We start from the raw sequence: 25401 nt of genomic DNA on the forward strand, positions 1-25401 counted from the left end.
GCGGTAATTCGTTGGCGGGGTGTCGTACCTCCACCCGAGGATGTCGGGTGGAGGTACGCACCGTCGTGAACACGAAGCCCTACCGACAGGCGCTGGCCCTGCCCGGTCTCCGGTCGTTGCTGCTGGTGTCGGTGCTCGCCCGGGTCCCGCTCACCGCCACCGGGGTCACCCTGACGTTCTACGTCGTGCTCGACCTCGGGCGCGGCTACGGAGCGGCCGGGCTCGTCGGCGCGGCGATCACCGTGGGCGCCGCGATCGGCGGCCCACTGCTCGGCCGCCTGGTCGACCGGCGCGGCCTGCGGCCGGTGCTCGTGCTGACCGGGACCGCCGAGGCCGTCTTCTGGTCCACCGCGCCGATGCTGCCGTACCCGGTGCTGCTGCCCGCCGCGTTCCTGGCCGGCTCGCTCGCCCTGCCCATCTTCTCGGTGATCCGGCAGTCCATCGCCGCCATGGTGCCGCCGGAGCGGCGCCGCCCCGCCTACGCGCTGGACTCGATGTCGGTGGAGCTGTCGTTCATGGTCGGTCCCGCGCTCGCCGTGGCCGCCGTCACCACGATCTCCGCGCGCACCACGCTCTACCTGGTCGGCGCCGGCATCGTCGCCGCCGGGGTCGCGTTCTGGGTGCTGAACCCGCCCACCCGGGGCGGCGGCGAGCCGGCCGGGCCGCAGCCGCGGGTGCCTCGCCGGTCGTGGCTCACCCCGCGGCTGCTCGCCGTACTGGCGGTCAGCGCCGCCGGCACGCTGGTGCTGGGCGGCACCGACGTGGCCGTGGTCGCCGTGCTGCGGGAGAGCGGCGACGTCGGGTGGACGGGCGCCGTCCTCGCCGTCTGGGCGGTCGCCTCGCTGGCGGGCGGCTTCGCGTACGGGGCGGTCACCCGATCCTTCTCCCCGCTGGCACTGATGGCGGCGCTCAGCCTCTGCACCATCCCGGTCGGGCTGGGCGGGGCGCACTGGTGGCTGCTCTGCCTGGCGCTGATCCCCGCCGGGGCGCTCTGCGCGCCGACGATCGCGGCGACCTCGGACGCGGTCAGCCGGCTGGTCCCCGCCTCCGTACGCGGTGAGGCGATGGGCCTGCACGGCTCGGCGGTGACGGTCGGCATCGCGGTTGGCGCGCCGCTCGCCGGCGCCGTCATCGACGCCTCCGCGCCGGCCTGGGGCTTCGCGGTCACCGGGGCGGTCGGCGCGCTGGTGGCGCTGGCGGTGCTCCCGATCGAGCTGCGCCGCCGCCGCACCGCCGCCGCCCGCACGTCCGCCTCCGAACTGGTCCCGGCCCCCGCCGCCTGACCCGACGCCCGGACCCGGCGCCCCTCGGCGCGCGGGTCGCCACCTCGGCCGGTCCCGACAGCTACGGTCTGCCAGCCGCCGCTGATCTGGCGTGCCGCGCAGCTGCTCACCCGCGTCGTCGTCGTGAGTGGCTGGCTGCTGCACCGCACCTCGACGACGGCGGTACAGCCCTCTGCGCCGATACCAAGGAGGTATCTTTATGCCACACAGGTATCAGCGTTCAAGGGCAGTTGTTCGTCAGCTTCGCGCGCCTTCCACGCCTTTCCGTCGGCCCGAACGCCGCCAGGACTGCGATCAGAGCCACCACTTCTCAAGGCACGCCATGGGCACCCGGGGATGGCCCGGGCGGCGTACGGGATCGAACGTTCCCCGGTCGCGGTGGGCGTACCTTTCGGCAACGCGAACGGGCGCCACCCCGGGTGGGGTGGCGCCCGTCGTGCGTGGTGCGGAGCGTCAGCGCCGGTCGGCGTCGCTCGCGGTGTCCTCGCGGTAGCTGGCGCCGCCGTCGGACTCGCTGGTCAGCGGCTTGGCGCCGCCCTCCGGCGGGCCGGCCAGGCTCTGGCCGCCGGCCGCCAGCTCCGGGAACTTGAGGTCGAACGCCGGCCGCTCGGAGCGGATCCGCGGCATCCGGTCGAAGTTACGCAGCGGCGGCGGGGAGCTGGTGGCCCACTCCAGGGAGTTGCCGTGGCCCCACGGGTCGTCGACCTCGACCACCGGGCCGGCCTTGTACGACTTCCAGCAGTTCCAGATGAACGGCAGGGTCGAGATGCCGGTGATGAACGCGCCGATGGTGGAGACCATGTTCAGCGTGGTGAAGCCGTCGCCGGGCAGGTAGTCGGCGTACCGGCGCGGCATGCCCTCGTTGCCCAGCCAGTGCTGCACCAGGAACGTGGTGTGGAAGCCGATCATGGTCAGCCAGAAGTGCACCTTGCCCAGCCGCTCGTCGAGCATCCGGCCGAACATCTTCGGGAACCAGAAGTAGATGCCGGCGAAGACGGCGAACACGATCGTGCCGAAGAGCACGTAGTGGAAGTGGGCCACCACGAAGTACGAGTCGTGCAGGTGGAAGTCGAGCGGCGGGCTGGCCAGCAGCACACCGGTCAGGCCGCCGAAGAGGAAGGTGACCAGGAAGCCGATCGAGAAGAGCATCGGCGTCTCGAAGCTGATCTGGCCCCGCCACATCGTGCCGATCCAGTTGAAGAACTTCATACCGGTCGGCACGGCGATCAGGTAGCTCAGGAAGCTGAAGAACGGCAGCAGCACCTGGCCGGTGGCGAACATGTGGTGCGCCCAGACGCTCATCGACAGGCCGGCGATGGCGATGGTCGCGGCGACCAGGCCCTTGTAGCCGAAGATCGGCTTACGGGAGAAGACCGGGATGATCTCCGAGATGATGCCGAAGAACGGCAGCGCGATGATGTAGACCTCGGGGTGGCCGAAGAACCAGAAGAGGTGCTGGTAGAGCATCGGCCCGCCGGTCGCGGGGTCGTAGACGTGGGCACCCAGGAGCCGGTCGGCGGCGAGCGCCATCAGCGCGGCGGCCAGCAACGGGAAGACCAGGATCACCAGCAGGGCGGTGACCAGCATGTTCCAGGTGAAGATCGGCATCCGGAACATCGTCATGCCGGGCGCGCGCAGGGTCAGGATCGTGGTGATCACGTTGACCGCGCCGAGGATCGAGCCCAGACCCGAGATGACCAGGCCGACGACCCACAGGTTCGCGCCCACGCCGGGCGAGTGCTCGACGGAGCTCAGCGGCGCATAGGCGGTCCAACCGAAGTCGGCGGCCCCGCCCGGGGTGAGGAAGCCGACCATCGTCATCGTGCCGCCGAAGACGAACAGCCAGTAGGCGAAGCTGTTCAGCCGGGGGAACGCCACGTCGGGCGCGCCGATCTGCAACGGCACCACGTAGTTCGCGAAGGCGAACACGATCGGCGTCGCGAAGAACAGCAGCATGATCGTGCCGTGCATGGTGAACAGCTGGTTGTACTGCTCGGGCGACAGGAACTGCAGCCCGGGTCGGGCCAGCTCGGCCCGCATGATCAGGGCCATCAGGCCACCGATCATGAAGAACACGAACGCGGTGACCATGTACATGATCCCGATCTGCTTCGCGTCCGTGGTACGCAGCAGACGCGCGATGGCCGACCCCTTGACCGGCGCTCGGACCGGCCAGGGCCGGGTCACGACCGGCTTGGGTGCGACGGTGGTCACGAGTGGCCTCCGGTTCTGGGTTGTCCCGCTCGGCGCGCGCTGATTATCTGCGGGCCGTCATCCGCAAGGAGGATAGTCCCCTGCAGGTGGCTGCGCCGCGTGGGGTGGTCGGGTAGCCTGCCGCCCGCCGGTGGGAGGGCACTCGCCGCCCCCGGCGTCACAGCGGGCCGAGCAGCAGTCGGTAGTGCTCGCCGAAAATCCGGCCGCCGCGCCCGCGCAGCAGCGGGTCGCGCAGCGCCGGCGGCACGTCCCGGGTGCGGTTGCGGTCCCGGGTCCGGTCCCGCACCCATCGCGTACGCGGGCGACGACGACTCTCGTACGCCGCCAGCGCCGCAGGCACGTCGTCGCTCCCGGCCGCGCGGAGGGACTCGGCGAGCACCACGGCGTCCTCCAACGCCATCGCCGCGCCCTGGGACAGGGTCGGCGCGGTGGCGTGCGCGGCATCCCCGACGAGCAGCACCCGTCCCCGGGACCAGCATCCCAGCTCCACCTCCTCGGTGGTCCCGACGTGCACCCGATCCAGCGCCTCCAGCACGGCCGGCACCGGGCCGCCGTAGCCGCCGAAGAGCTCGCGCAGGCGGGCCGGCGGGTCGGCCGGCACGTCGGCGCCGGCCTCGTCGGCGTAGCAGTGCAGCCGCCCGGCGCCGAGCGGCACGACCAGGAAGCCGGCGCGCTGGCCCAGCAGGGCGGTCCATTCCTCGACCCGGGGCCCGTCGCGCACCACGGCGCGGTAGACGACCTGGCCGGCGGGCCGGGGCGGGCCGCCGAGCGCGGCCAGGGCCCGGATCGCGGAGCGTGGTCCGTCGGCGCCGACGACGAGGTCGTACTCGGCGGCGGTGCCGTCGGCGAAGGTGACGCCCACGGAGTGCGGCAGCAGGTCGAGGGTGCGCACCTCGGCTCCGTGGCGGACGGCGCCCCCCGCGCCGGTGAGCAGCACCCGGTGCAGTTCCGCCCGGGGCAGCGCCCGGCACTCGCCGACCCCGGCCCAGAGGGCGTCGAGGTCCACCTCGCACAGCGGCGTCCCGGCGGCGTCGAGGAACCGCTGCCGGTGGATGACGTGCCCGAGCGGGCGTACGGGCCCGTCGAGGTCGAGACGGCGCAGCGCTCGGGCCGCGTTGCCGGGCAGGTAGAGGCCGGTCTCGGCGTTCTCGCCCGGAGGAAGCCTCTCGGTGACGTCGGGCCGGAATCCCGCCATCCGCAGCGCCCGGGCCACGGCCAGACCGGCGATGCCCGCGCCGACGACGAGGATGCGCAGGGGAGAGCCACCCATGGTGGTGTACGCCTCCGGGAGGGGATCGGCACGCGTTGGAGGCAAGACACTACTCGGCGCAATCGGCACACACCAGAGTCAATCGTCCCAGGCGAAACACTCCTCGGCGGCGGTCACGACTGCTTCGGTGCACCCCTGCCCGCCGACCGGTCCGTGCGTGACAAACCTCACTTAATTCCCCAATACCCCAGGCCCGTTGCGCCATGGTTTCAGAGGTGTAAATGTGTCGAAGGAACATGGGAGCGCTCCCGCGCCCCGCCGACTCCGCCCGGCGTCCCGCGCCGAAGCCGAAGGAGCACCATGAAACGTCCACTCCGGGCCCTCGCGGCAGCCGCGCTGCTCGCCACCGGCTCGATCGTCGCCGTGGCCCTCGGCGGCACCGCCAGCGCCGACACGCAGATCTGCGAGCAGTACGGCTCCACCACCATCCAGGGCCGCTACGTGGTGCAGAACAACCGCTGGGGCACCACCGCCCAGCAGTGCATCAACGTCACCGACAGCGGCTTCGAGATCACCACCCAGAACGGCAGCAACCCCACCAACGGGGCACCGACCGCGTACCCGTCGGTCTTCCTGGGCTGCCACTACACCAACTGCTCCCCCGGCACCAACCTGCCGATCCAGGTCAGTCAGATCAGCAGCGCCACGAGCAACATCTCCTACCGGTACGTCAGCAACGCCGTCTACAACGCCTCGTACGACATCTGGCTGGACCCGTCGCCGAAGCGCGACGGGGTGAACCAGATGGAGATCATGATCTGGCTCAACCGGCAGGGCCCGATCCAGCCCATCGGCTCCCCGGTCGGCACCGCCACCATCGACGGCCGCAGCTGGGAGGTCTGGCGCGGCAGCAACGGCTCGAACAACGTGATCTCGTACCTGGCCCCGTCGGCGATCAGCAGCGCGAACCTCAACCTGCTGGCGTTCATCAACGACACCCGCAACCGGGGCGCGATCACCAACTCCTGGTACCTGACCAGCATCCAGGCCGGCTTCGAGCCCTGGCAGGGCGGCGCCGGCCTCGCGGTGACCTCGTTCTCGGCCGCGGTCAACGGCGGCGGCAACCCGCCACCCACCACCGCGCCGCCGACCACGCCCCCGCCGACCACCCCGCCGCCGGGCGGCGCCGGGTGCTCGGTGAAGTACACGCCGAACTCGTGGAGCAACGGCTTCACCGCCGACGTGCAGATCACCAACACCGGGTCCAGCGCGATCAACGGTTGGACGCTGAACTACAACCTGCCGGCCGGGCAGCAGATCACCAGCTCGTGGAACGCCACGGTGAGCCAGAGCGGCTCGGCGGTGACCGCGCGGAACATCAGCTGGAACGGCACGCTCGCCCCGGGCGGCACGGCCAGCTTCGGCTACCAGGGCACCCTGAGCGGGGCGTACGCGTCCCCGCCGAGCTTCTTCCTGAACGGCGTCGCCTGCTCGCGCGCCTGAGGAGGTGCTGGCATGTTGCAGGGGCGCAGCCTGCGGGCTACGCCCCTGCAACACTTGACGCAGGTACTGATGTCAACCCGCCCGGCCGATTTCGGAGGCAGTCACGACATCACAGCGAAATTCGCCGTCGCAAAGCCGTTCATCATTCACGGCGCATCACCCGCTTCACTTTCCATCCCTTGGAGGGCCTCAAAAATCGCCCACCCAACAGCCTGCACGTTCTCGCCATAAAAGCCATATCGATTGTGAAATGCTTCTTCGGAAGAACGGTTCAGAAAGGCGAACGTCAAAGCCCCGCACAAAGCTCGCAGATCAGCATGACTCAGCGTCAAACGAATGCCTTCTCGTGACCGAAAGTCGACTTCCCGGCCCCTCATCTCGAGGAGCCCCTCTGAGGCCTTTCCGGCCACGACGGCAACTACCTTCGAGGAGTGACTGCCGCCATAAAGATCGACAAGAACCCTCCTGATCAGCTCAAACTGAGTCGGAGTGAGCGTGAGCGCATAGTGGCCACCAGACCTTTTGAGGCCGACTCTTCGGTACACTTTGGACTCACCTCACTTGAAGATGCTATTGAACTCGGCCGCCGATTGATGATAGGCATGAACCATGTAGGAGTTCTGGACGATCGTCACACCCCTACCACTAGAATCCCTTCTAGTCTCATCCCGCCTGGCTGTCGTTCCTGGCTTCCTCCGGTCGGTATGGGTCATACCCAAATCGCGCTGGCCGGTCAGGTAATTAGCTAAGCCGTCTACGTTATTGCCGATTCCGCTGATGGTATGATCTGCCGCGTCGCTAGCTGAGTTGCAGTCCGGGCACATGCGCTGGAGATTATAGTCAACTCCATCGGCAATATCGTTTCCGTAAGTATCCTGAATTCTTGCATGCGCCGCATCGTCAAGGCCCCCGCAGTTGTGTACGAGGAGCGGAGTCTGACCCGCGATCACATAGTACGTGTGGATGTCGTCGATCGTGAGGTTGTGGACCTGTGCCGGCTCCGTCCACTGCCGGGTTGCGCTGATCTGCACGTGAGTACCGGCCGAGGTGCGCAGCCACTGGCCGGCCTGCAGATCGGCGGCGTCGACCCACTCGTCGAGCCCCGGCACCCAGAACGGGTGGTTGTCCGTGGCGACGACGCTCTCCGTGGCGTCACGGACGTCGCCGTCGGGGTCGATGGTGACCTCGACCAGGTTCTTGCTGCCCTGGCCGATGATGGTCGCCACGACCGGTTTGGCTGTCGTCTTGCCGGTCACCGGATCGGTCACCAGCACGACGTCGCCGGTCTCCACCTGCTCGATCGGCTTGCGAGAGCCGTCGGCCATCACCACCAACGTGCCCGGCACGAAGCTGTTCTTGCACTTGATGAACTTCTTCGCGCTGGCTACCAGATCGCCGAGTAGTCCCTTGACGCGGCTGACCAGTGCGGCGGCTTTCTCCCACTTCCATGGCGCGCCGTACCTGGCGGCCAGCTTGCCGAGCGCACCACCGAAGGCGGCCGACACCACGTTGATCGCCGTGGCGACACAGCCGTCCATGTCGCCCTTGAGGAAGCAGTCCAGGGCATCGGTGATGCCCAGCTCCTCCATCGCGATCTTCCCCAGCGCCTTGGCGACGTTGAGCATCCGCGCCTTGGCCTCGGCGATGCGGCGCTGCCGCTCCTTCTCCGCCGCCGCCCGTGCCGCCGCGGCCCGCTCCTCGGCCGACGCCCGCGGGTTGTTGTGCACGTTCTTCGTCGGCTCGTCCGGGTCGTACGCGCCCGAGCAGCCACCGCAGCCGTCGTTGTGGCCCTTGACCTTGTGGTAGTTGCCGTACATGTCCTCGTAGTCGGCGCCCGGACCGCAGGCGTCGTCGGAGCACGCCTTCAGCCCGTCCGGGTCCGAGTACGAGATCGGGTTGTTGTTGGCGTACGCGTACCCGTTCATCTGCTGCGGGTCGTTGACGTCGATGATCGGGTCGACCGAGATGAACCGGCCGGCGATCGTGTCGTACTCGCGGGCGCCGATGTTCACCAGGCCCGTCGTCGAGTCGATGTTCCCGTTGACGAAGCCCTTCTCCGTCGGCCACTGACCTGGCGCCGGTGCCGTGCCCCGGCTCTCACCGAACGGGGTGGTCCGCCGGTGCGTGATCGCACCGCTTCCGTCGACGGTCGCCTGGCCGGTGCCGTGGTGGTCGCTCGCCACGTACCGGATGCCGTCGGTCTTGCGGACCAGCGTCCCGCCACCCGGCAGGCCGTAGTAGCGGGTCGCGTCGGTGACCCGGGTCTGGTGGTTCAGCCGGATCTCCATGCCCGGCAGGTAGAGGGTGGTGGCGTTCGGCTCCTTGCGCAGCATCCGGGAGCCGTCGACGTCGTACGTGAAACTGGTCTTCTTGCCGGCGGCGTCGGTTACCGATTCGAGGTTGCCCTCCGCGTCCCAGACCAGGGTCTGGTCCTCGCCGGTCCTCGTCCGCTTCGTGGTGTTGCCGGCCGCGTCGTACTGGTAGGAGTACAGCCGGTCACCCGCCGGGGTCGACTCCGTCATCTGGCTCAGCGTGTGCGGCTGCGCCTGGCCGGCGGCGGGGTAGGTGTAGCTGCGCTCGATGAGCGGGGTGCCGTTGGCCGCGTACTGCGCCTCGGTCTTGCGGTTGCCGGTCGCGTCGAAGGTGTAGGCGTGGTGGTACGGCGCGATGCCGCCCATGCCGGTCACCGACGGGCCGCCGGCGCAGGGGTCGGTCGCGGTGCTCGCCGACGTCCACGCCCGGTCCATGCGGCGCAGGTAGTCGTAGGTGAAGCACTGCGTGTCCTGCGTACCGGACGGGTTGTTCACGATCCGCTGGATGTTGCCGGACGCGTCGTAGGTGTAGCGGGCGTCGATGTCGACGATCGGGGCAGACTCGCGGTCCAGCCGCTGACGGGTGAGCCGCTTGGAGCCCTGCTCGTACTCGTAGGTCGACCACACCTTCCGGGTGCCCACCTGCGCCTCGGTCTGGAGGACCTCGCCGGTGCTGGCGTACTCGATGTCCGTCAGGTAGGCGTTGTCACCCGTCGTCGCGGTGAGCCGCTCCAGGCCGTCGTAGGTGTAGGCGATCGTCTCGAACGGCAACCCACCGCCGTCCGACATGCTCATCGACTGGACGGTGCCGTCCCGGTTGTACTCCGCACCGAAGACGTACATGCCGGCGAGTTCGGCTCCGGCGTGGTTGGGCACCTGGATGTGGGTGGCGTGCGGCCGGTAGAACTCGTCGTAGTTCGAGTAGTAGGTGGCGTACTCGGCGCCGTCGACCCACCGGCTCGTCGCCGAGAGGTGGCCGACCATCTCCAGGTCGTACGTCCAACTGCTGAGGAGGGTGCCGGTGTCGGCCGCCCCCTTGTAGACGGCGGTCTTGCGGCCGATCGCGTCGTACGTGGTGCTGACCGTCTGGTTGACGCCGTTCGTGGTGCTGACGACCCGGTCCAGGTCGTCGTACGCCACCGTCGAGGTGCCGGCGTCCGGGTCGATCGACTTGGTCTTGCGGCCGAGCTGGTCGTACTCGTGCGACCAGACGTTGCCCGCCGGGTCCTTGACCGTCTTCAGCTTGCCGGCGTGGGTGTAGGTGTACTCGGTCTTGTCGAACACCCCCGTCGGGCCGGCGCCCTTGTACTGGAGCAGCTCGGTGGTCTGCCCCAGGGCGTTGGTGATCGACGTGGTGGGGGTGCCGCCGGCCGGCGGGTCGATCGAGATCCGGTCGCCGCCGTAGGTGGTCGTGGTGCGCCACTTCTCGTTACCGGCGACCGCGAAGATCTCCGCCGTGACCCGGTCCGCCCCGTCGTGGACGTAGAGGGTCTGGCCGTTGACGTCGCCGTTGACCGCCGGGTAGATCAGGTCGCTGGGCGCGCCCGCCACCGTGTAGGTCGCGTACGTCTTGGCGAGGCTGCCCGTCGCGGTGTAGAAGGTGTCCGCGACCGTACGGGTGCCGTTCGGGCCCTCCGACTGGACCTGCCGCGGACGCAGCAGACCGTCGTGCAGCTTGTATTCGACGTTGTAGGACCCGTCGTTCTGCCGCTTCTCGGTCTTGATGGCGACCGGCTTGTCCGTCCGGACGAGATACGTGTAGCGGATGCTCGGGTCGAGGCCGGCGGTGCCGGTCCGGTCCGGCAGCCAGACCTTCGTCAGCCGGCCCAGAGGGTCGTACTCGAGGATGCTCTTCAGACCGTTCGGGTCCACCTGGCTCACCGGCACGCCCCAGGCGGGGGCGTAGTCGGTGGTGGTGACGTGCAGCAGCGGACTGGTCTGCTTGACCTTGGTGGTCAGGCCGTTCGTGTCGGTGTACTCGGTCTTCGTGAGGTTGCCGAGCGCGTCGACGGCCGTCAGCGGCCGCCCGTACGAGTCGAACGTGCCCTCCGACGCGCGGATGTACGTCCCCGTCGTGCCGTTGTGGCTCTTCAGCCGCTCGGAACGGGTCGGGTTGCCCGACGTCGGTGCGACGCCGAACGCGTTGCCGTCGTAGAGCGTCCGGGTGTCGGAGATGACGTGCTTGGTGCGGTCGGGGGTGACGGAGCACTTCACCGACACCGATTCGACCTGAGCGACCAGGCTGTAGAGGTGGCCCGTGGCGTTGTCGGCGTAGGTGGTGCGGCTGCACGACTCGTCACCGACGACGTCGATGTCGCCCTCGTTCTCGGTCCTGGTCACCCGGCCGAAGTCGGTCTCGAAGACCGAGGTCTGCTTCGTCTCCCGCCAACCGCCCGCGGCCAGCGCGACCAGGCTCCGCGCCGTCGTGGTGTTGATGAACCAGGCCTTCTTGCTGCCCCAGGTGTGCGTCTCGGTCGCGGTGTTGTGCCGCCACGGGATCGCGATGCTCTTGCTGACCGCGGCGGCACCGTCGTACACCACGCTCTCGAGCTGGTGCCCGGAGAACTCGGGGTGGTCGGTGTGGGCGCCGCCGGTGGAGTCGGTGACGGTGACCGTACGGGTGCCGCCGTCCGGGTCCTTGTCGCCGTGCATGCCCCGCAGGTATCGGTACGCCGTCTTCGTCGTCTGGGTCTCGCCGTCGCCGGCGGTGACGACCACGTGGCCGTAGCCGCGCCACTCGCTCCACGTCCGGTCCTCCGCCTTGGAGAACCCGTCGGGCTCCGTGTGCCGCCAGGCCGCCCCGTCCAGGTACTGGTACCGGGTCACCATGTCCGGTGCGCCGCCGGTCCGGTCGGTCTCGACGACCTGCTCGACCACGTACTTGTGGAACCAGTCGGTGATCGGGTCGCCGCTGCCCAGCGGGCTCCACTTCACGGGATAGCAGCGTCGCGTGCTGTTGCCCGGCGTGGGCAGCGTGCTCTCCGTGCAGTCCGCCTCGGCGTAGTTGACGTCGACCTGCCCGCCCGAGTCGTTCCACACCGTGGCCAGCCGGAAGCGGACCAGCGGAGCGATGAAGTCGCCGGTGCGGTCGATCCGGTTGGGCAGCTGGAGGCCACCCAGCTCGACCGACGGCATGGCGATGTCCGCTGCCGGGCCGTAGCTGCCCGTGTGGGTGATCTTGTGCAGCCAGAGGGTCCGCGAGCCGTCGCCGTTGTCGGTGAACAGGTGGTCGAGCTTCCAGGTGTCCACCGGCGTCCAACCGGTGCCCTCGCGGATCTCGGTGGTGATGCCGGTCAGGCGCACCCGCGTCCAGAACGTCGGGGTGATCTGGTCGAGCTTGCACTTGGTGTTCACGGCGCAGTTACGGTCGAACGGCACGTCCGGCCAGTGCGACGCGGTGGCGGCGGTCAGGTCCTGCGGGTCGCAGTCGACGCTGCCGCTCGGCAGGCACCGCTCCTTGGTGGCGAACACGACCCGGGCCGGGGCGTTGGTGGTGTAGACGGCGTTGTGGCGCTGGCCGTAGTCGACGCGCTTGAGCGAGCCGCCCCGCACGTACGGCACGCCGTTGACGTCGGTCTTGTTGCCGCGGGCGTAGTAGTTGATTTCCTGGTTGTAGTAGTACGAGGTGACGTTGCCGTAGCGGTCCTTGACGTAGTCGAGGCTCCACCGCCACGCCTGGTCGCAGTACGCCGAGGTGAAGGTCGCGTTGTAGCACGGCTCGTTCACGTCGTCGCCGTAGATCGGCAGGGTCCAGGCCGACTTCGTCTCTTCCTTGCCGGCGGTCCAGCCGGGGAGCCGGTTCATGCCGAAGTAGTACTCGGTGCCGTTGGTGGTGGTGACCCGCCAGTACTCACCGTCGTCGTCACCGTTCACCGCACCGGAGAGGCGCTCGACCTTGGAGCCGTCGTCCGTCGCGAACCGCCAGGTGTTGCCGGTCTTGACCAGCTCCGTCGACCTGCCGTTGAGCAGGATGGTCGCGTTGTCGAACGCCCAGCACTGGTCGGCGTACTGGTTGTGCCCGTCCTCCGCGCACGGCTTGTACCGGCGTTCGATGTGGCCCGGCTCGTAGTTGAAGCCCTCTCCGATCCACGAGCCCTGGTTGTTCGTGGTGGCGGTCCGTCCGTCGACCGACTGCGACGAGTACCCGAGGGTGATCCCCGGAGCGTTGCCACCGGGCACCGGCGGCGTCCGCAGCGGGTAGCTCCAGGAGAAGCCGCCCGTGGACGGGGCCACCGACCACTTCGACGACGGGGAGAGACTGGTGGCGCCGTAGTCGCCCTGCGACGAGGCGTCCGTGGCGGTCATGGCGAACAGCGCGCCGGTGCTCGCCTCGGCCGACACCGTCTTCGACTCGCCGTCGTTGGTCGTCGGCACCGGCACGCCGGCACAGTCCGCCCGTTCCGGAGTGGTCAGGGCGCACTCCGGCAACCGCACCAGCCGCAGCCGGGCGCCGAAGTCGCCGCCGTAGGCGCCGGCGATCCCCTCGTAGCCGAGGCCGAGACGGATCTTCCCGGCGGCGGAGCGTCCGTCGTTGCGGGTCAGCCGCACGAGCGGGCCGTCCACCTTCGCCCGCTGCGAGGCCTCGCGGTCGAGCACCTCGACCCGCACCTTGCCCGGAGCCGGGTCGGGGGCCGGGCTCGGGTCGCCGGTCGCCGCTGGGCGGCTCCCACCGGGGGACACCTTCGTCGCGGCCGGCACGGCGGACACCGAGACCGGCAGGCCGCCGATCTTGGCGGTCGCGGTCGGGGCGGCCGACCGGGCAGTCGAGGCGGACGGCACGGAGACGTCCGCGGCACCGGCTGCGGGCCAGGAGACCTTCGCCGGCTCGGCGGTCGCGGCGGCCACCGCCGGGTTGCCCTTGCGGGGCTTCACCGGCAGCGGATCGCGCTTCGGAAGCACCTTCGACGAGTCTGACGTCGACGGTCGGTTGGACTTCGGCTCAGCCGAGGCGGGGTTGGTCGCGAGCTGGATGAAGCTCGCCCCCATCACGCCGGCCATGGCCCAGGAGATCGGTCTCGTGAACCGGCGGTTGAACACGCCGGAGCGGACCGGAGGTCGGGAGAACATCGCCCCTCCAGGGGTCGGGTCGGGAAGACAAGGAAGATCGCGGCGCGAGGCGGTGGGCCCGACCGGTACGGAACGGACCCACCGCCTGCCGCGTCACAGCGTCAGTTGCTCGCGTACCGAGACGTTGAGCTTCTGGATCAGCACCGGGTCGGTCACCCCGTCATAGACGCGGACGTCGTCGATCGCGCCGGACAGGTGCTCGTCGAAGGCGCCGGCGACGAAGGCCCGGCCCAGTTGCACCCCGCCGGTGGCGGCGAAGGGCGACTTGAGCTCGATCGCCTGGCTGAAGGATCCGTTGACGTACAGGGCCATCTCGCGGATGTAGCCGTTGTAGACGAGGGTGAGGTGATCGCCCTTGCCGATGAGCTTCGGTGCCTCACCGGCGCTTCTCGTCGTCCACTCCGGGGCCGCCACGTCGCTCTCGGCCATGGCCAACTCCCACGAGCCCTGGTCGTTGCAGCGCACGATCACCGAGCTGCCCTGGCTGCCCTTCTGCGAGAACACGGTCATCGGGGCACCCGCGCAGTTGCTGGTCAGCTTGACCCGGGCGCTGATCGAGAAGCTGCCCGCCATGTCGGCGTTCGTCGGCGTGCTCGCGTAGCTCGCCGGCTGGCCGTTGAGCGCCAGGTGTCCGCCACCGAGCAGGGAGAGCACCGGGTGGCGGTAGATCGTCGCCGCCGGTCCCAGCGTGACGCCCGTGCCGTTCTTCTCCTCGGGGCTGACTCCGCTGGTCTCGGCGTTCAACCGCCAGTAGGCCTTGCGGTTCGGCGCCGTCTTCTTCAGACCGGTGACCTCCGCCGGGAGGATCAGCCGGTCGAAGACCGAGACGTCCGCCATCGACCCCTGCCAGTTGTCGAAGTAGCCACCCTTGGTCAGGGTGCGGCCGATCTGCAGCGGGCCACGCGACTTGGTCAACGACCGACGTTGGGCGACGACCGGGGCGGCGGTGCCCACCTGGAGCGACATCTCCTTGCTGGTGCCGTCGAAGATGGCCGCGACGTACGTCCAGCCCGTCGTGGCCGGGCCCCCGATCACCTGCCACCGGCCCAGCGTGACCACGTCGTTGACCGGCATCCGGAAGTACCAGACGCCCTCGTCGATCCCCAGCGAGGGCCCCGGCTCACCGGTGCCGTCCTGGCTGATCGCCACCTGCCTCCGGGTGGGGTCGTCGACCTTGAACCAGCCGGTGATCGCGAAGCTCGCCGACGTGTCCGTCAGCACCGGCCTGGCGGTGGTCAGGTAGGCGTTCGCCGTGCCGTCGAAGCGGGCCGCCGTGTCGGACGGGCCGCCGGGGCCCTCCGCCCCGAAGGTGATGCCGCTGCCGACCGTGGCGTCGTTCTCGCCGAGGCCGTCGTGCGCCTCGTCCTGACCCGGGACCTCGCCCAGGGACCACTGCGACGTCGGAGGGCGCTTGCCCACGCGGAAGGTGCAGGAGGCGATGGTGCTCGACCGGCCGGCCCGGTCGACGGCCTGGACGTTGATCGTGCGGGGGCCCTCCTTGTCCGGGTGCCAGTTGGTGAGCGTGACCGGGCCGCCGTCGGTGGCGGGTTGCAGCACGTTCGTCGGTACCGGGTTGGTGTTGAACCCGTAGCGGTACTCCACGACGTCCGTGGCGGCGGAATCGAAGGTGAAGCTGGCCGGCACACCGATCGAGCCCAGCCACTCGTCGCTCTCGATGCAGTTCGACGCCCCCGCCGTGCCGTTGTCCGCCGCGTCCTGCGGCAGGTAGACGGCGGAGTCGACATCCGGGGCGCTGGGACTGGTCGTGTCGTACCGGAACTGGCAGACGTCGCGGGTGCCGTCACTGCTCCACGGCCCGGCCTTGGTGTTGTCGCTGCCCCGGACGTCCCAGGAGATGAGCACGTTCTGCGGGATGTCGCTCGGCACGGTGTAGGAGAAGACCGATCCGCTGGCCTTCAGGGGTGTCACGTACGTGCGCGTCTGCGCCGTACCACCGGGCGGCGTCCAGGTGACCCGGAACTCGCCCTTGACCTGCTCCGTGTGCGCCGAGGAGTGGTCCGGGTCCCGCAGCACCGCGTTCAGCCTCGGCGGCACGTCCACGTACGGCGCGTTCGCCCCGTAGACACACTGCCCGCCGGGCGACATGGTCAGCTCGTTGAGGTTCGGGATGAGCGGCGACCGGTTGTAGCGGACCGAGAGGACGCCGTTGTCGCAGAAGCGCTTGCTGTGCGTGTAGTCGCTCTCGTTCGTCGCCCGCAGGCCGAGGACCACCGATCCCTTGTTCTCCTCCGCGGCGATCTCCACCGCCCGCTTGGCGTTCCAGCTCGCGTTCTGGTTGGTCGAGGTGCACGACGACTGGACGCTGGTGGGGGATGCCGTCGCGAGCAGGGTCGCGCCGCTCCAGCCGGCGCCCCCCGGCTGGTTGCCCCAGTTCGTCGAGGTCCCGATGGTGGACGAGAGGGGCATGAGGTAGAGCGAGGCGGCCCGGGCGGTCGAGTTCCAGGCGTGCTGCATCGTCACCCGGAACTCGGCGCTCAGGATCGTCTTTCCGGAGTACGGCGTGGCGAGCCGGTAGAACAGCCGCTTGATCTTGGAGTTGTTGCACGAGCTGGGGCAGAGCCCGATCCGCTCGTGCCGCTTGCCGTCGAACTTCCAGTACTCCTCGCTGGGGTACCCGCTGTCGACCATCGCCCAGCCGCTGTTGGTGCTGCTCTGCCACACCGGGTCGATGTACAGCGGGAAGGACGCCTCCGGGTCGGTGAGCATGGCCCGGTTCGGAGTGAGCGTCAGGGTGTTGTCGGCGTAGTCGAGACCGACCTGGGCCACCTCGGACGTGTCGCCCGGGCCCTGCACCGAGGCCGCACCCGGATCGGTGCCCGCGGACGACGACCGGGCGGCGATGCCCTCGCCGTCCGGCGTCCCGCTGTCCCACATGGTCGGGGCGTCGGCCTCGAGGACCGGGTTGCCGGTGGCCGGGTCGAGCGCCACCACGCCCCCGTCCCCGGTCTCCTGGATGGTCAGGCCGGTGGCGGTGACGCCGAGCTGGAGGTTCTGCAGTTCCGGCAGGTTGGCCGCCTCGGGCGTCTTGACCAGGAGCACGTGCGAGAAGCCCTCGACGGTCACGGTCGCCACCAGGTCGACGTCCGGGAACACGTTCGGGTAGGTCGCCTGGCTGCCCACGACCAGCGGGGCGGGCAGCGGCCCGTGCGGCCAGGTCAGCGTCATGCTCTTCTGGTCCCGCGACGCCACCATGAGCGGCGCGGTGCCGCCCTGGGACAGCTCCATCCCCAACAGCGCGGCGGTCGGCCCGTACGCGCCGTTGGGCAGGACCATCAGCGTCGAGTCGGCGGGTACCCAGGCGTCGCCCTGGGTGACCCGGACCGGTTGGGCGTGGTCGTTGGCGATCAGCGTGCCGTCGGGCTGCGCGAAGACGTCGCGGTGCTCCGTGCGGTGCGACAGCACCTCGACCGGTTGGTCGAGCGCCTTGGCCGCCACCAGCGCCTCGGCCTCGGTGTCGCGGATCGGGTCCTGCTCCAACGCGGCGGTGGGCACCACGGGCGGTGCCGGCTGCGGCGGCTCGACGAACGCCCCGGCGGACATCAGCCCGGCCAGGCCGAGCGTGAGACCGAGCGTGAACAGCCGGCCCCGCTTTCTCCTACGACTGGCCACCCTCAGGTCCTCCCCCGTTGAGCTGTGCGAATCGATGTGTGTCATCAGCTGACCGCCGCCCCGAACATGCTCTGGCCGGTGGGCAGGCCGCCCTGGCCTGGTTGCAGGGTGATGCTCGGTACGTGGTTGCCGGCGGCGAGGTCGGCCCAGCTGAAGCCGTACACCGCGTCGAGGCCGTAGGGCGTGCCGACGTACAGGCGCTCCGCGGTCGCGCCGAGCGAGGTGCCGACGAGCTCCTGCGTGCGTACGGAGCCCGGCATGCTGGTGCCACCGCGCCCCAGGGTCACCGGGGTGCCGATCGGGTTGGCCAGGGCGGGGAAGAGCCGCACCTGGCCGGAGTCGGCCGTCTCCCCGGCGTCGTCACCCGGTGCGCCGATCGCGATGAACATCGTCGCGTTGGTGCCCTCGCTGGCCGGCGCGGTGTTCGTCACCGCGACCTTCTCGCCGAGGTAGTTGCCGTCCTTCGACGCGTAGGTGATCGCCGGCAGTTCCGCCGCGGCGTTGGCGGCGGTGATGTGGAACCGGTGCACCAGGCCGGCGTCCGCCTCCAGCTTTCCGGTTGCCGCGACGGTGATGTCCTCCCCCGGCACGCCGACGACCAGCAGCGAGTCCCGCTGCCCGGCCGGCGATCCGACCGGGCGGTACGGCGCCAGGGCGATGGACTTGCCGAAGTTGTCGTCCGCCTGGGAGACGTTGGAGACGTTCGCCCCGTTCAGGATCGCCGCGTCCTGGGTCAGTCCGGCGGCGAGGGTGGGCAGCCCGCTGGTCAGGGTGTGACCGAAGACGTTCACCGCGCCGGCGAAGGTCTCCGTGCCGATTCCCTCGCCCGGGGAGCTGACCGCCCAGTGGTGCTTGGAAGCGGCGACGGCGTAGCCGGTGCGGTCGTCGATCTCCGCCGTGCCGGGGATCCCGCTGCCCTGGCTGAGCATGAGATTCAGGTTGCCCCGCAGGTAGTGCACGGTGCCGGCGATAGCGCCGGTGGGCAGACCCTCGCCGGGCGCCCCGATCACCAGGTACGGCTCGCCGCTGGCGGTCCGGCTGCCGGCCACGGCCTGGCCGAACCAGTCGTTGGACTCGGCCGCGTCCGGGACGTTCGTGGAGTCCTGGTGGTAGACCAGGGACGTCTGTGTCTGCGCCAGGCCCGCCGGTGAGCCGAACAGCACGTAGACGGCACCGGCATAGGGTTGGCCGCTGATGTTCTGGAACGGCACGCCGACCGCGAGGTCCGTACACCCGTCGTTGTTGGCGTCGTAGGCGGAGATGGACGTGCCGAACCGGTCGCCCGCCTCGGCCGAGCCCGGCACCTTGGCGGCGCCCTCGTGCAGGCTGTGCACGGTCGCGCTGCCGCCGTACGTCACGTGGATCCGGCCGGCGCGGACGGCACCGCCCACCACGGCCTCCGGGTCGGCGACCGCGATGTCGGTCGTGCCGTCGCCGTTGAAGTCACTGTCGGTGCCGCCGGTGCAGCCGGTGACGGGGGCGGCGGTGGTGTACACCTGCATCTCGCAGAACGAGGACCAGACGTCACTGCCGGCGACGCCGTCGGCGGCCCTGACCCGCCAGCGGTAGATACCACCGTCGACGAAGGCACCCGCCGGGACGGTCGTCGCGGCGGTGGCGCCGGAGGCGACGTTGCTGAAGGTGGCGGAGCCGATCGCCGCGTCGGCGTTCATCGCCCACCACTCGAAGGTGACCGTCATGGCGGTGCCGTCGCCGTCCGAGACGGTCGCCTTCAGCTGCGGGGTCAGCGTGTTGACCTGTGGGCGGGCCGGGCCGGTCGCGCAGCTGGTGGCCGGGACGGTGACCCGGGAGGTGACGGTCGGCCAGGAGTTGTACGTGACCGACGCCTTCGGGTCCTCGGTCGCCACGGAGCCCTCCCGGGACCGGAACTGCTTGAACCCGGCGGGGACCGTCTCGTCCGTGGCCCGGACGCCCATGCCGGCGCGGGTCTTGTTCGCGTTGGCCGCCCGCTGGAAGAAGCTCTTGCCGTCGATGTTCGCCCACGCGTCGGCGCAGCTGGTCGAGCCGTGCGTGGCGGTCGACGTGGCCTCGTGGTGGTCCCAGGACGGCTGGTTGTCGAACGTCGTGGTGTAGGTCGACGCGCCGGTGGACCAGATCTCCCAGGACGTGGGCGTGCAGGTGTGCGACCAGAAGTTCCAGAACGACACGGTGGCGGCGGTGATCTGCTTGCCGGCGAGGACCGTGGTGTCCCAGGTGAGGAACGAGCGGGTCAGCGTGGCCGGCGTGGTCGCCAGCAGGCCGATCTGCAGGTCCGGTTCCTGGTTCTGGTCGGTGGTCACCGTCTGCCGGACGTACGTGTCGAACGTGGTGGTCAGCGGGTTGACCGTCGGGTCGATGGTCACCGGGAAGGTGGTGGCCTCGCTGGCCAGCCAGCGGGCGTCCGGCGTGAGCGTGAGCTCGACGCCGCCGCCCCGCCGGGCGAGGTCGGTACGCACCGGCCTGCGCTGGGCCGGAGCACCGGTGATGGTCTTCTTCGCGTCCCACATCAGCGGGGCCGGGATCCGGGCGGTCTGCCTTCCGGAGCGGCCGGTCAGGGTAACCGCGCCGTCCGCGCCGCGCGCCGACGACGCCACGCCGGGGCCGGTGAACGGGAAGCTGACCCGCTCGACCTGGGCGACGGCGGACCGCGTCTTGACGACGAGGAACTGCTCGAAGCCGAGCCGGGTGGCCTCGACGACCAGGTCCACGCCCGGCCGGGCGTCCACGTAGGTGGCCCGGTTGCCGGTCAGCACCGGCGTGGGCAGCGCCCCCGACCAGCCCATCGCGACCCGGTCGTCGCCGGTCCCGACGGCGGCCAGTTCGTGCTCGCCAGCTCCGGCCGGCCCGGAGATCCTCAGGTCGTTGGGGTGCGCGACGGGCGCGACCGAGCCGTCGGGGGCCGCCTTGAGGGTGAGGTCGACGGGCACCCAGCCGCCGTCCCGCTTGAACCGCTGTATGCCGGCGGCGACCTCCGCCCGGAACTGCCCGTCCGGCAGCGCGAAGACCTCGGTCGTCGCCGAGGTGAGGCTCTTGACCTGCACCGGCTTGCCGCTCTCGCGTGCCGTGCGCAGGGACACCGCCTCATCCGATTTGCCCTGAACGCCACCTGTCACGCCGTCCGGGCCGGCGGCGAGAAGCTCCGCCGGCTCTCCGGAGATACCAAACAACGCGACCGCTGTCATGACCGCGACACCTGCCGCAAGGCATGAACGAACGGTGGCCGTCATCCGACGGTCCACGAACCCTCCCCCGTGTCTCTTAACTTGTGCGAGCCGGGACTCTATGGACTCGATGTCGGAGAGCACAAGGCTGGTTACAAACTGTCAGGACGGATGCTTTCGAACCGGACATCTCCCCGGGCCTCCGTCACGCTCAGGGGTCGCCATCTCGGCGACGACCGGCCCGGTGTGCGGCCGACCGGGCTGGGGCGCACATCGCCGGAGCCGACCGGCACCAAGCCGAAGACGCGGAAAACCGCAGGTCGAGCACAAACGACAGCTGATTGACCAATCAGGATCGGGGTTCGTGCCACATCGGACCGACAGGAGGAATGCTCTGCACCATCCTGTTCGATCTAACCGTGAGTGACAATCGACAGTTGAGCGAAAGCCACGCCGACGGGACGCCCCGACGACCCCTACGGATGCGTTTCATCGTCCTGACGACGAAACAGCGCATCGAACGGACGAACGAGAATGACGTCGGACGGCCCGAGGCCGCTCTTCCGACGGGAACCTCGGAACTTAACCCCTGTTCAGGTGGCCGGCGGGCCCACCGGCGAGAGCGCTCTCGAAATCGGCGGCGCAGGCCACGCCGACAAATCCATCGATGGCCGCGCGACGCATTTCTCCGGAGCACCGGTCGACGGGTGCCGGAACAGCACCCGGATTCTCGATGGCAGAGGGCACACTGCCCGAAATGGTGCCGGGACCACGACACGGATCACGTTACTTCCGTTTGCCCGAGATACGGCGGAACGACCGGGCGGCTGTCGCGGCCGCCGTGACTACCGGATCCGAGGGCCACCGACGACGTCCGCGTACGGCATTCAGCGGCTCGACGCTGGCCTGACCGGTCCCGTCCACTCCCCGGCGAGGGACGACCGTCGCGTCACGCCGTGGCCGGGCGGCGGAGCAGCTCCAGCGGGTCGGTGCGGACGCCGAACCGGTGCCGCAGCGCCCGCCCGGCGGCGTGCAGGCCGGACATGCCGTGCACGGCCGGGCCGGGCGGGGTCGAGGCCGAGCAGAGGTACACGCCGGGCAGCGGGGTCCGGTACGGGTCCCACCGGGGCACCGGGCGCATCACCAGTTGCCACGGGGTGAGCGCCCCGCCGGAGATGTCCCCGCCGACGTAGTTCGGGTTGTGCGCGGCGGCCCCCGCCGCCGGCACCACGTGCGTGGCCAGGATGAGGTCACGAAAGCCCGGAGCGAAGCGTTCCACCTGCGCCACGACCTGGTCGCTGACGTCGCGTGGCGAGCCGTTCGGCACGTGCGCGTACGCCCAGAGCACCTGCCGGCCGGCGGGCGCGCGGCTCGGGTCGACCACGCCGGGCTGCACCGCCAGCACGTACGGGCGCTCCGGGTGCCGGCCGCGCACCACGGCCGTCTCGGCGGCCCGGGCCTCGGCGGCCGAGCCGACCAGGTGCAGGGTCCCGGCGCCGGCGCAGTTCGGCTCCGCCCACGGCACCGGGCCGGCGAGCGCGAAGTCCACCTTGCACGCGGCCCCGCCGTACCGGAAGGAGCGCAGGCGGCGCGCGTACCCCCCGGGCAGCCGTTTCCCGGCGATGCGCAGCAGGCCGGCGGGCGAGACGTCGAGCAGGACCGCGCGGGCCGGCGGCAGGTCGGCCAGGTCGTCGATCCGGACACCGGTGAGCACCCGGGCGCCGAGCCGACGCAGGCGGGTCACCATCGCGTCGGTGATCGCCCGGCTGCCGCCCGCGGGGATGGGCCAGCCGACGGCGTGCCCGAGGGTGGCCAGCAGCAGCCCGACCCCGGCCGGTGCGAGCCGGCGGGGCGGGGCGATGGCGTGCGCGGCCACCCCGGCGAACAGCGCGGCGGCCGCCTCCCCACGGAACCGGGCCGACCCGGCCGACGTGCCCTGTTCGAGGGTGCGCATCCCGAGCAGCAGCGCGGCGAGCGGATCGCCGGGCACCGCGCGCAGATCGGACATGGCGGTGTCGACCACACCCGGCCAGCGCCGCACCAGAGGACCGAGCAGGGACCGCCAGGCCGCTCCGTCCCGACCCAGCCCGTCGACGGTACGGTCCAGGTCCCGCCAGGCCAGCGCCGCCCGGCCACCGTCGAGCGGGTGGGCGTACGCGATCTCCGGTTGCAGCAGCCGTACGCCGTGCGCGGCCAGGTCGAAGGCACGGAAGAACGGCGAGCCGAGCGCCATCGGGTGCACCGCCGAGCAGACGTCGTGCCGGAACCCGGGCAGGGTCAGCTCCTCGGTGCGGGTGCCGCCGCCGGTGGTGTCGGCCGCCTCGTAGACCTCGACGGCCAGTCCCGCCGAGGCGAGCACCAGCGCGGCGGCCAACCCGTTCGGGCCGGAGCCGACGACCACCGCGTCCGGTCCGCCGGTCACCCGGCCGTCCTCCTCCCCCGCCATCCCCTCCTCCCGCCTCAGACCAGTGCCTGTTCCGCGGCCAGGCTGGCGTAGAGCGCGTCGGTCCGGACCAGGTCCGGATGCGAGCCGACGGAGCGCGCCTCCCCGTTCTCCAGCACCACGATCTGGTCGGCGGCGAGCACCGTGGAGAGCCGGTGCGCGACCACGACCACCGTGGTCCGGCGGGAGATGTCCTGGATCACCTCGCGCAGGGCCGCCTCGTTGGTGGCGTCCAGTTGCGAGGTCACCTCGTCGAGCAGCAGCAGCCGGGGCCGGCGCAGCAGCGCCCGGGCCACCGCGATCCGCTGCCGTTCCCCGCCGGACACGGAGAGCCCCCGGTGCCGGATCGGGGCGTCCAGGTCGCCGCCGAGGCGCGCCAGCAGGGGATCGAGCCGGGTGGTGCGCAGCACGGCGCGGATCTCCTCGTCGGAGGCGCCGGGCGTGGCGTACGCGACGTTCTCCCGCAGCGTTCCGGCGAGCACGGAGACGTCCTGCTCGACGTAGCCGATCGCGGCCCGCAGCTCGCCCAGTGGCCAGTCGGCCAGCGGGCGCCCGTCGAACAGGATCCGGCCCTGCTGCGGTTCGTGGAAGCGCTCGATCAGGGCGAGCACCGTGGTCTTGCCCGAACCGGAGGGGCCGACCAGGGCGGTGAGCCCGCCGGCCGGCACGGTCAGCGTGAGGTCACGCAGGGCCGGCTCGTCCCGGTCCGGGTAGCCGAAGCGGACGCCCTCGAACGCCACCTCCGCCGGCGGGCCGTCGGCCCGCCGGGCACCCGCGAAGGGCGCGGCGGCGGCAGTCGGGCCGGCGGCCGCGAGCGGCGCCGCCGGGGGCAGGTCGATCGGCTCGGTGGGCAGCGCGTCGATCTCGGCGATCCGGGTCAACGCCGCCCGCCCGACCTGCAGGTAGGTGCCGGCGCCGACGAGCTGCATCACCGGTTGGCTCAGGTAGGCCACGTAGAGCAGGAAGGCCACCAGCGCCGAGACCGGCATCGCGCCGCTGGCCACCCGGGCGCCGCCGACGCCGAGCACGACCAGGAACGCGACCTGGATGGCCAGGCCGGCGCTCGTTCCGGCGACCGAGCCCCAGCGGGCCAGGCTCACCCCCTCGCGGTACGCGGTCAGCGCCGACTCGTCGATCCGGGCCGCCTCGGCGGCCTCGGTGCCGGATGCCTTCATGGTCGTGAAGGCGCCCAGGGACCGCTCCAGGGCGGCGCCCATGTCGCCGACCGACTCCTGGGAGCGCAGCGCGGCGGCCCGGATCCGGGGCATCAGCACGCCCATGATCAGCACCAGCAGCACCACCACGACCGCCGTGACGCCGAGCAGGGCGAGGTCGACCACCGCCATCAGCAGCACCGCGCCGAGCAGCAGGACCCCGCCGGTCAACAGGTCGATGAGGGACTGGCTGGCGATCTGGCGCAGCAGCATGGTGTCGCCGGCGACCCGGGCGAGCAGGTCGCCGGGCGCCTGCCGTTGCAACGCGGGCACGGTGAGCCGCAGCAGGTGCCGGACCAGACCGCGCCGCCCGTCCAGGGCGACCGCTTCGGCGGTACGCAGGATCAGGTAGTTGCCGACGCCGAGCAGCACGGCGGCGACGAGCACGAGCCCGGTCAGCACGGCCAGCGCCCGGCCCACCCCCCGCTCGGCGGTGAGGCCGTCGATCAGGGCCTTGGCCGCCAGCGGCTGCGCCAGCCCCAACAGGCTCGACGTGAGCAGCAGCACGGCGGCGGCCAGGAACGGCCCGCGGTGCGGCCGGACGTATCCGACGATCATGCGGAGCCAGTGCCGGTCCCCGGCCGCCGGCGTGCTCACCGCTCACCCCGGTGGCGGTAGACGTTGACGTGCATCGGTTCCATGCCGGTGAACTCGTTGCCGGCCCAGTCGCCGTGCCGCGCGACGCGGACCAGCCCGGCCCGCTCGGCGTAGTCGTCGATCTCGTCGGCCGTGGTGAGCCGGCTCAGCTCGGAGGCGATCCGGGAGCGACCCTCCTCGATCCAGATGTGCGCCAGGTGCCAGATCCGGTTCTCCACGTCGATGGTGGAGTACGACAGCAGCCCGCTGTCGGGTCCGGGATAGGGCACGAAGAAGGAGTCCCGGGCCCGTCCCTGGTTGAGCACCGCCAGCGAGAACTGCGGGTTGTGGGTCTCCACCACGAGCGTTCCGCCGGGGGCCAACCGGGCGGCGGCCGCCTGCACGACGCGCTGCTGCTCGTCCGGGTCCAGCAGCATCGACAGCGTGCCGCAGACGCAGTAGACCAGCCCGTACCGGCGGTCGTCGGCCCAGTCGCGGATGTCGCCGTGCACCGGCGTGACCGGGCGGGGCCGGTCGGTCAGGGCGGACCGGAGCGCGTCGAGCATCTCCGGCGAGGAGTCCACGCCGACGATCTCCCCGATCCGCTCGGCCAGCGGCAGGGCGATGCGCCCGGTGCCGACGCCGAGTTCCAGGGTGGGCTGACCGTCGCCCGGGTGCAGGTCGGCGAGGTATGCGACCACCGGTTCCACCGCCGGGCCGCCCGGGAAGAGCCGGTCGTAGAAGTCGACGAACTGCCGTCCGTAGCCGATGTCGGCGATCTCGGTCAT

Annotated in this window: 11 protein-coding genes; 2 read left to right on the forward strand and 9 right to left on the reverse strand. The window is 70.7% G+C overall.

Going from position 1 to position 25401, the window contains the following annotated elements; genetic code table 11:
* Positions 1 to 47: 47 nt before the first annotated feature.
* Positions 48 to 1283, forward strand: a complete 1236-nt coding sequence (locus tag V6U77_RS05625; protein ID WP_334605087.1) for an MFS transporter — start codon at positions 48 to 50, stop codon at positions 1281 to 1283.
* A 453-nt stretch (positions 1284 to 1736) separates the two neighbouring features.
* On the opposite strand, the gene ctaD is transcribed toward V6U77_RS05625, so the two are convergent.
* Together ctaD and V6U77_RS05635 are read right to left on the reverse strand one after the other, a co-directional pair.
* The gene (gene ctaD / locus V6U77_RS05630) at positions 1737 to 3497 is read right to left on the reverse strand and encodes an aa3-type cytochrome oxidase subunit I (protein WP_334605088.1); all 1761 of its coding nucleotides are present in this window, start codon (positions 3495 to 3497) and stop codon (positions 1737 to 1739) included.
* A gap of 157 nt (positions 3498 to 3654) precedes the next feature.
* Positions 3655 to 4767 (reverse strand): FAD-dependent monooxygenase, encoded by a 1113-nt coding sequence (locus V6U77_RS05635; protein ID WP_334605089.1) that lies wholly within the window; start codon positions 4765 to 4767, stop codon positions 3655 to 3657.
* Between the two features lie 300 nt (positions 4768 to 5067).
* Here V6U77_RS05635 and V6U77_RS05640 point away from each other — a divergent pair, with 300 nt between their 5' ends.
* Positions 5068 to 6210, forward strand: a complete 1143-nt coding sequence (locus V6U77_RS05640; protein ID WP_334605090.1) for a GH12 family glycosyl hydrolase domain-containing protein — start codon at positions 5068 to 5070, stop codon at positions 6208 to 6210.
* A 146-nt stretch (positions 6211 to 6356) separates the two neighbouring features.
* Here V6U77_RS05640 and V6U77_RS05645 read toward each other — a convergent pair whose 3' ends face one another.
* The 7 genes from V6U77_RS05645 to V6U77_RS05675 all read right to left on the reverse strand — a co-directional run bounded on the left by V6U77_RS05645 (position 6357) and on the right by V6U77_RS05675 (position 25401).
* A complete protein-coding gene (locus V6U77_RS05645) occupies positions 6357 to 6755 on the reverse strand; it encodes a hypothetical protein (protein WP_334605091.1) in 399 nt (132 codons plus the stop codon).
* A gap of 12 nt (positions 6756 to 6767) precedes the next feature.
* On the reverse strand, positions 6768 to 13589 hold the full coding sequence (locus tag V6U77_RS05650) for a polymorphic toxin-type HINT domain-containing protein (RefSeq protein WP_334605092.1): 6822 nt from the start codon (positions 13587 to 13589) through the stop codon (positions 6768 to 6770).
* 93 nt (positions 13590 to 13682) lie between these two features.
* A complete protein-coding gene (locus V6U77_RS05655) occupies positions 13683 to 17150 on the reverse strand; it encodes a LamG domain-containing protein (RefSeq protein ID WP_334605154.1) in 3468 nt (1155 codons plus the stop codon).
* 113 nt (positions 17151 to 17263) lie between these two features.
* Positions 17264 to 20401, reverse strand: coding sequence for a DNRLRE domain-containing protein (locus V6U77_RS05660; protein ID WP_334605093.1), 3138 nt, complete (start codon positions 20399 to 20401; stop codon positions 17264 to 17266).
* Between the two features lie 928 nt (positions 20402 to 21329).
* The gene (locus V6U77_RS05665) at positions 21330 to 22826 is read right to left on the reverse strand and encodes a phytoene desaturase family protein (protein WP_334605094.1); all 1497 of its coding nucleotides are present in this window, start codon (positions 22824 to 22826) and stop codon (positions 21330 to 21332) included.
* A 14-nt stretch (positions 22827 to 22840) separates the two neighbouring features.
* On the reverse strand, positions 22841 to 24634 hold the full coding sequence (locus V6U77_RS05670) for an ABC transporter ATP-binding protein (RefSeq protein ID WP_334605095.1): 1794 nt from the start codon (positions 24632 to 24634) through the stop codon (positions 22841 to 22843).
* Entirely contained in the window at positions 24631 to 25401 is a 771-nt protein-coding gene (locus tag V6U77_RS05675) for a class I SAM-dependent methyltransferase (RefSeq protein WP_334605096.1), read from the reverse strand. The genes V6U77_RS05670 and V6U77_RS05675 overlap by 4 nt, the downstream gene beginning before the upstream one ends.

It is taken from the genome of Micromonospora sp. CPCC 205546 (assembly GCF_036902715.1).
Lineage (GTDB): Bacteria > Actinomycetota > Actinomycetes > Mycobacteriales > Micromonosporaceae > Micromonospora.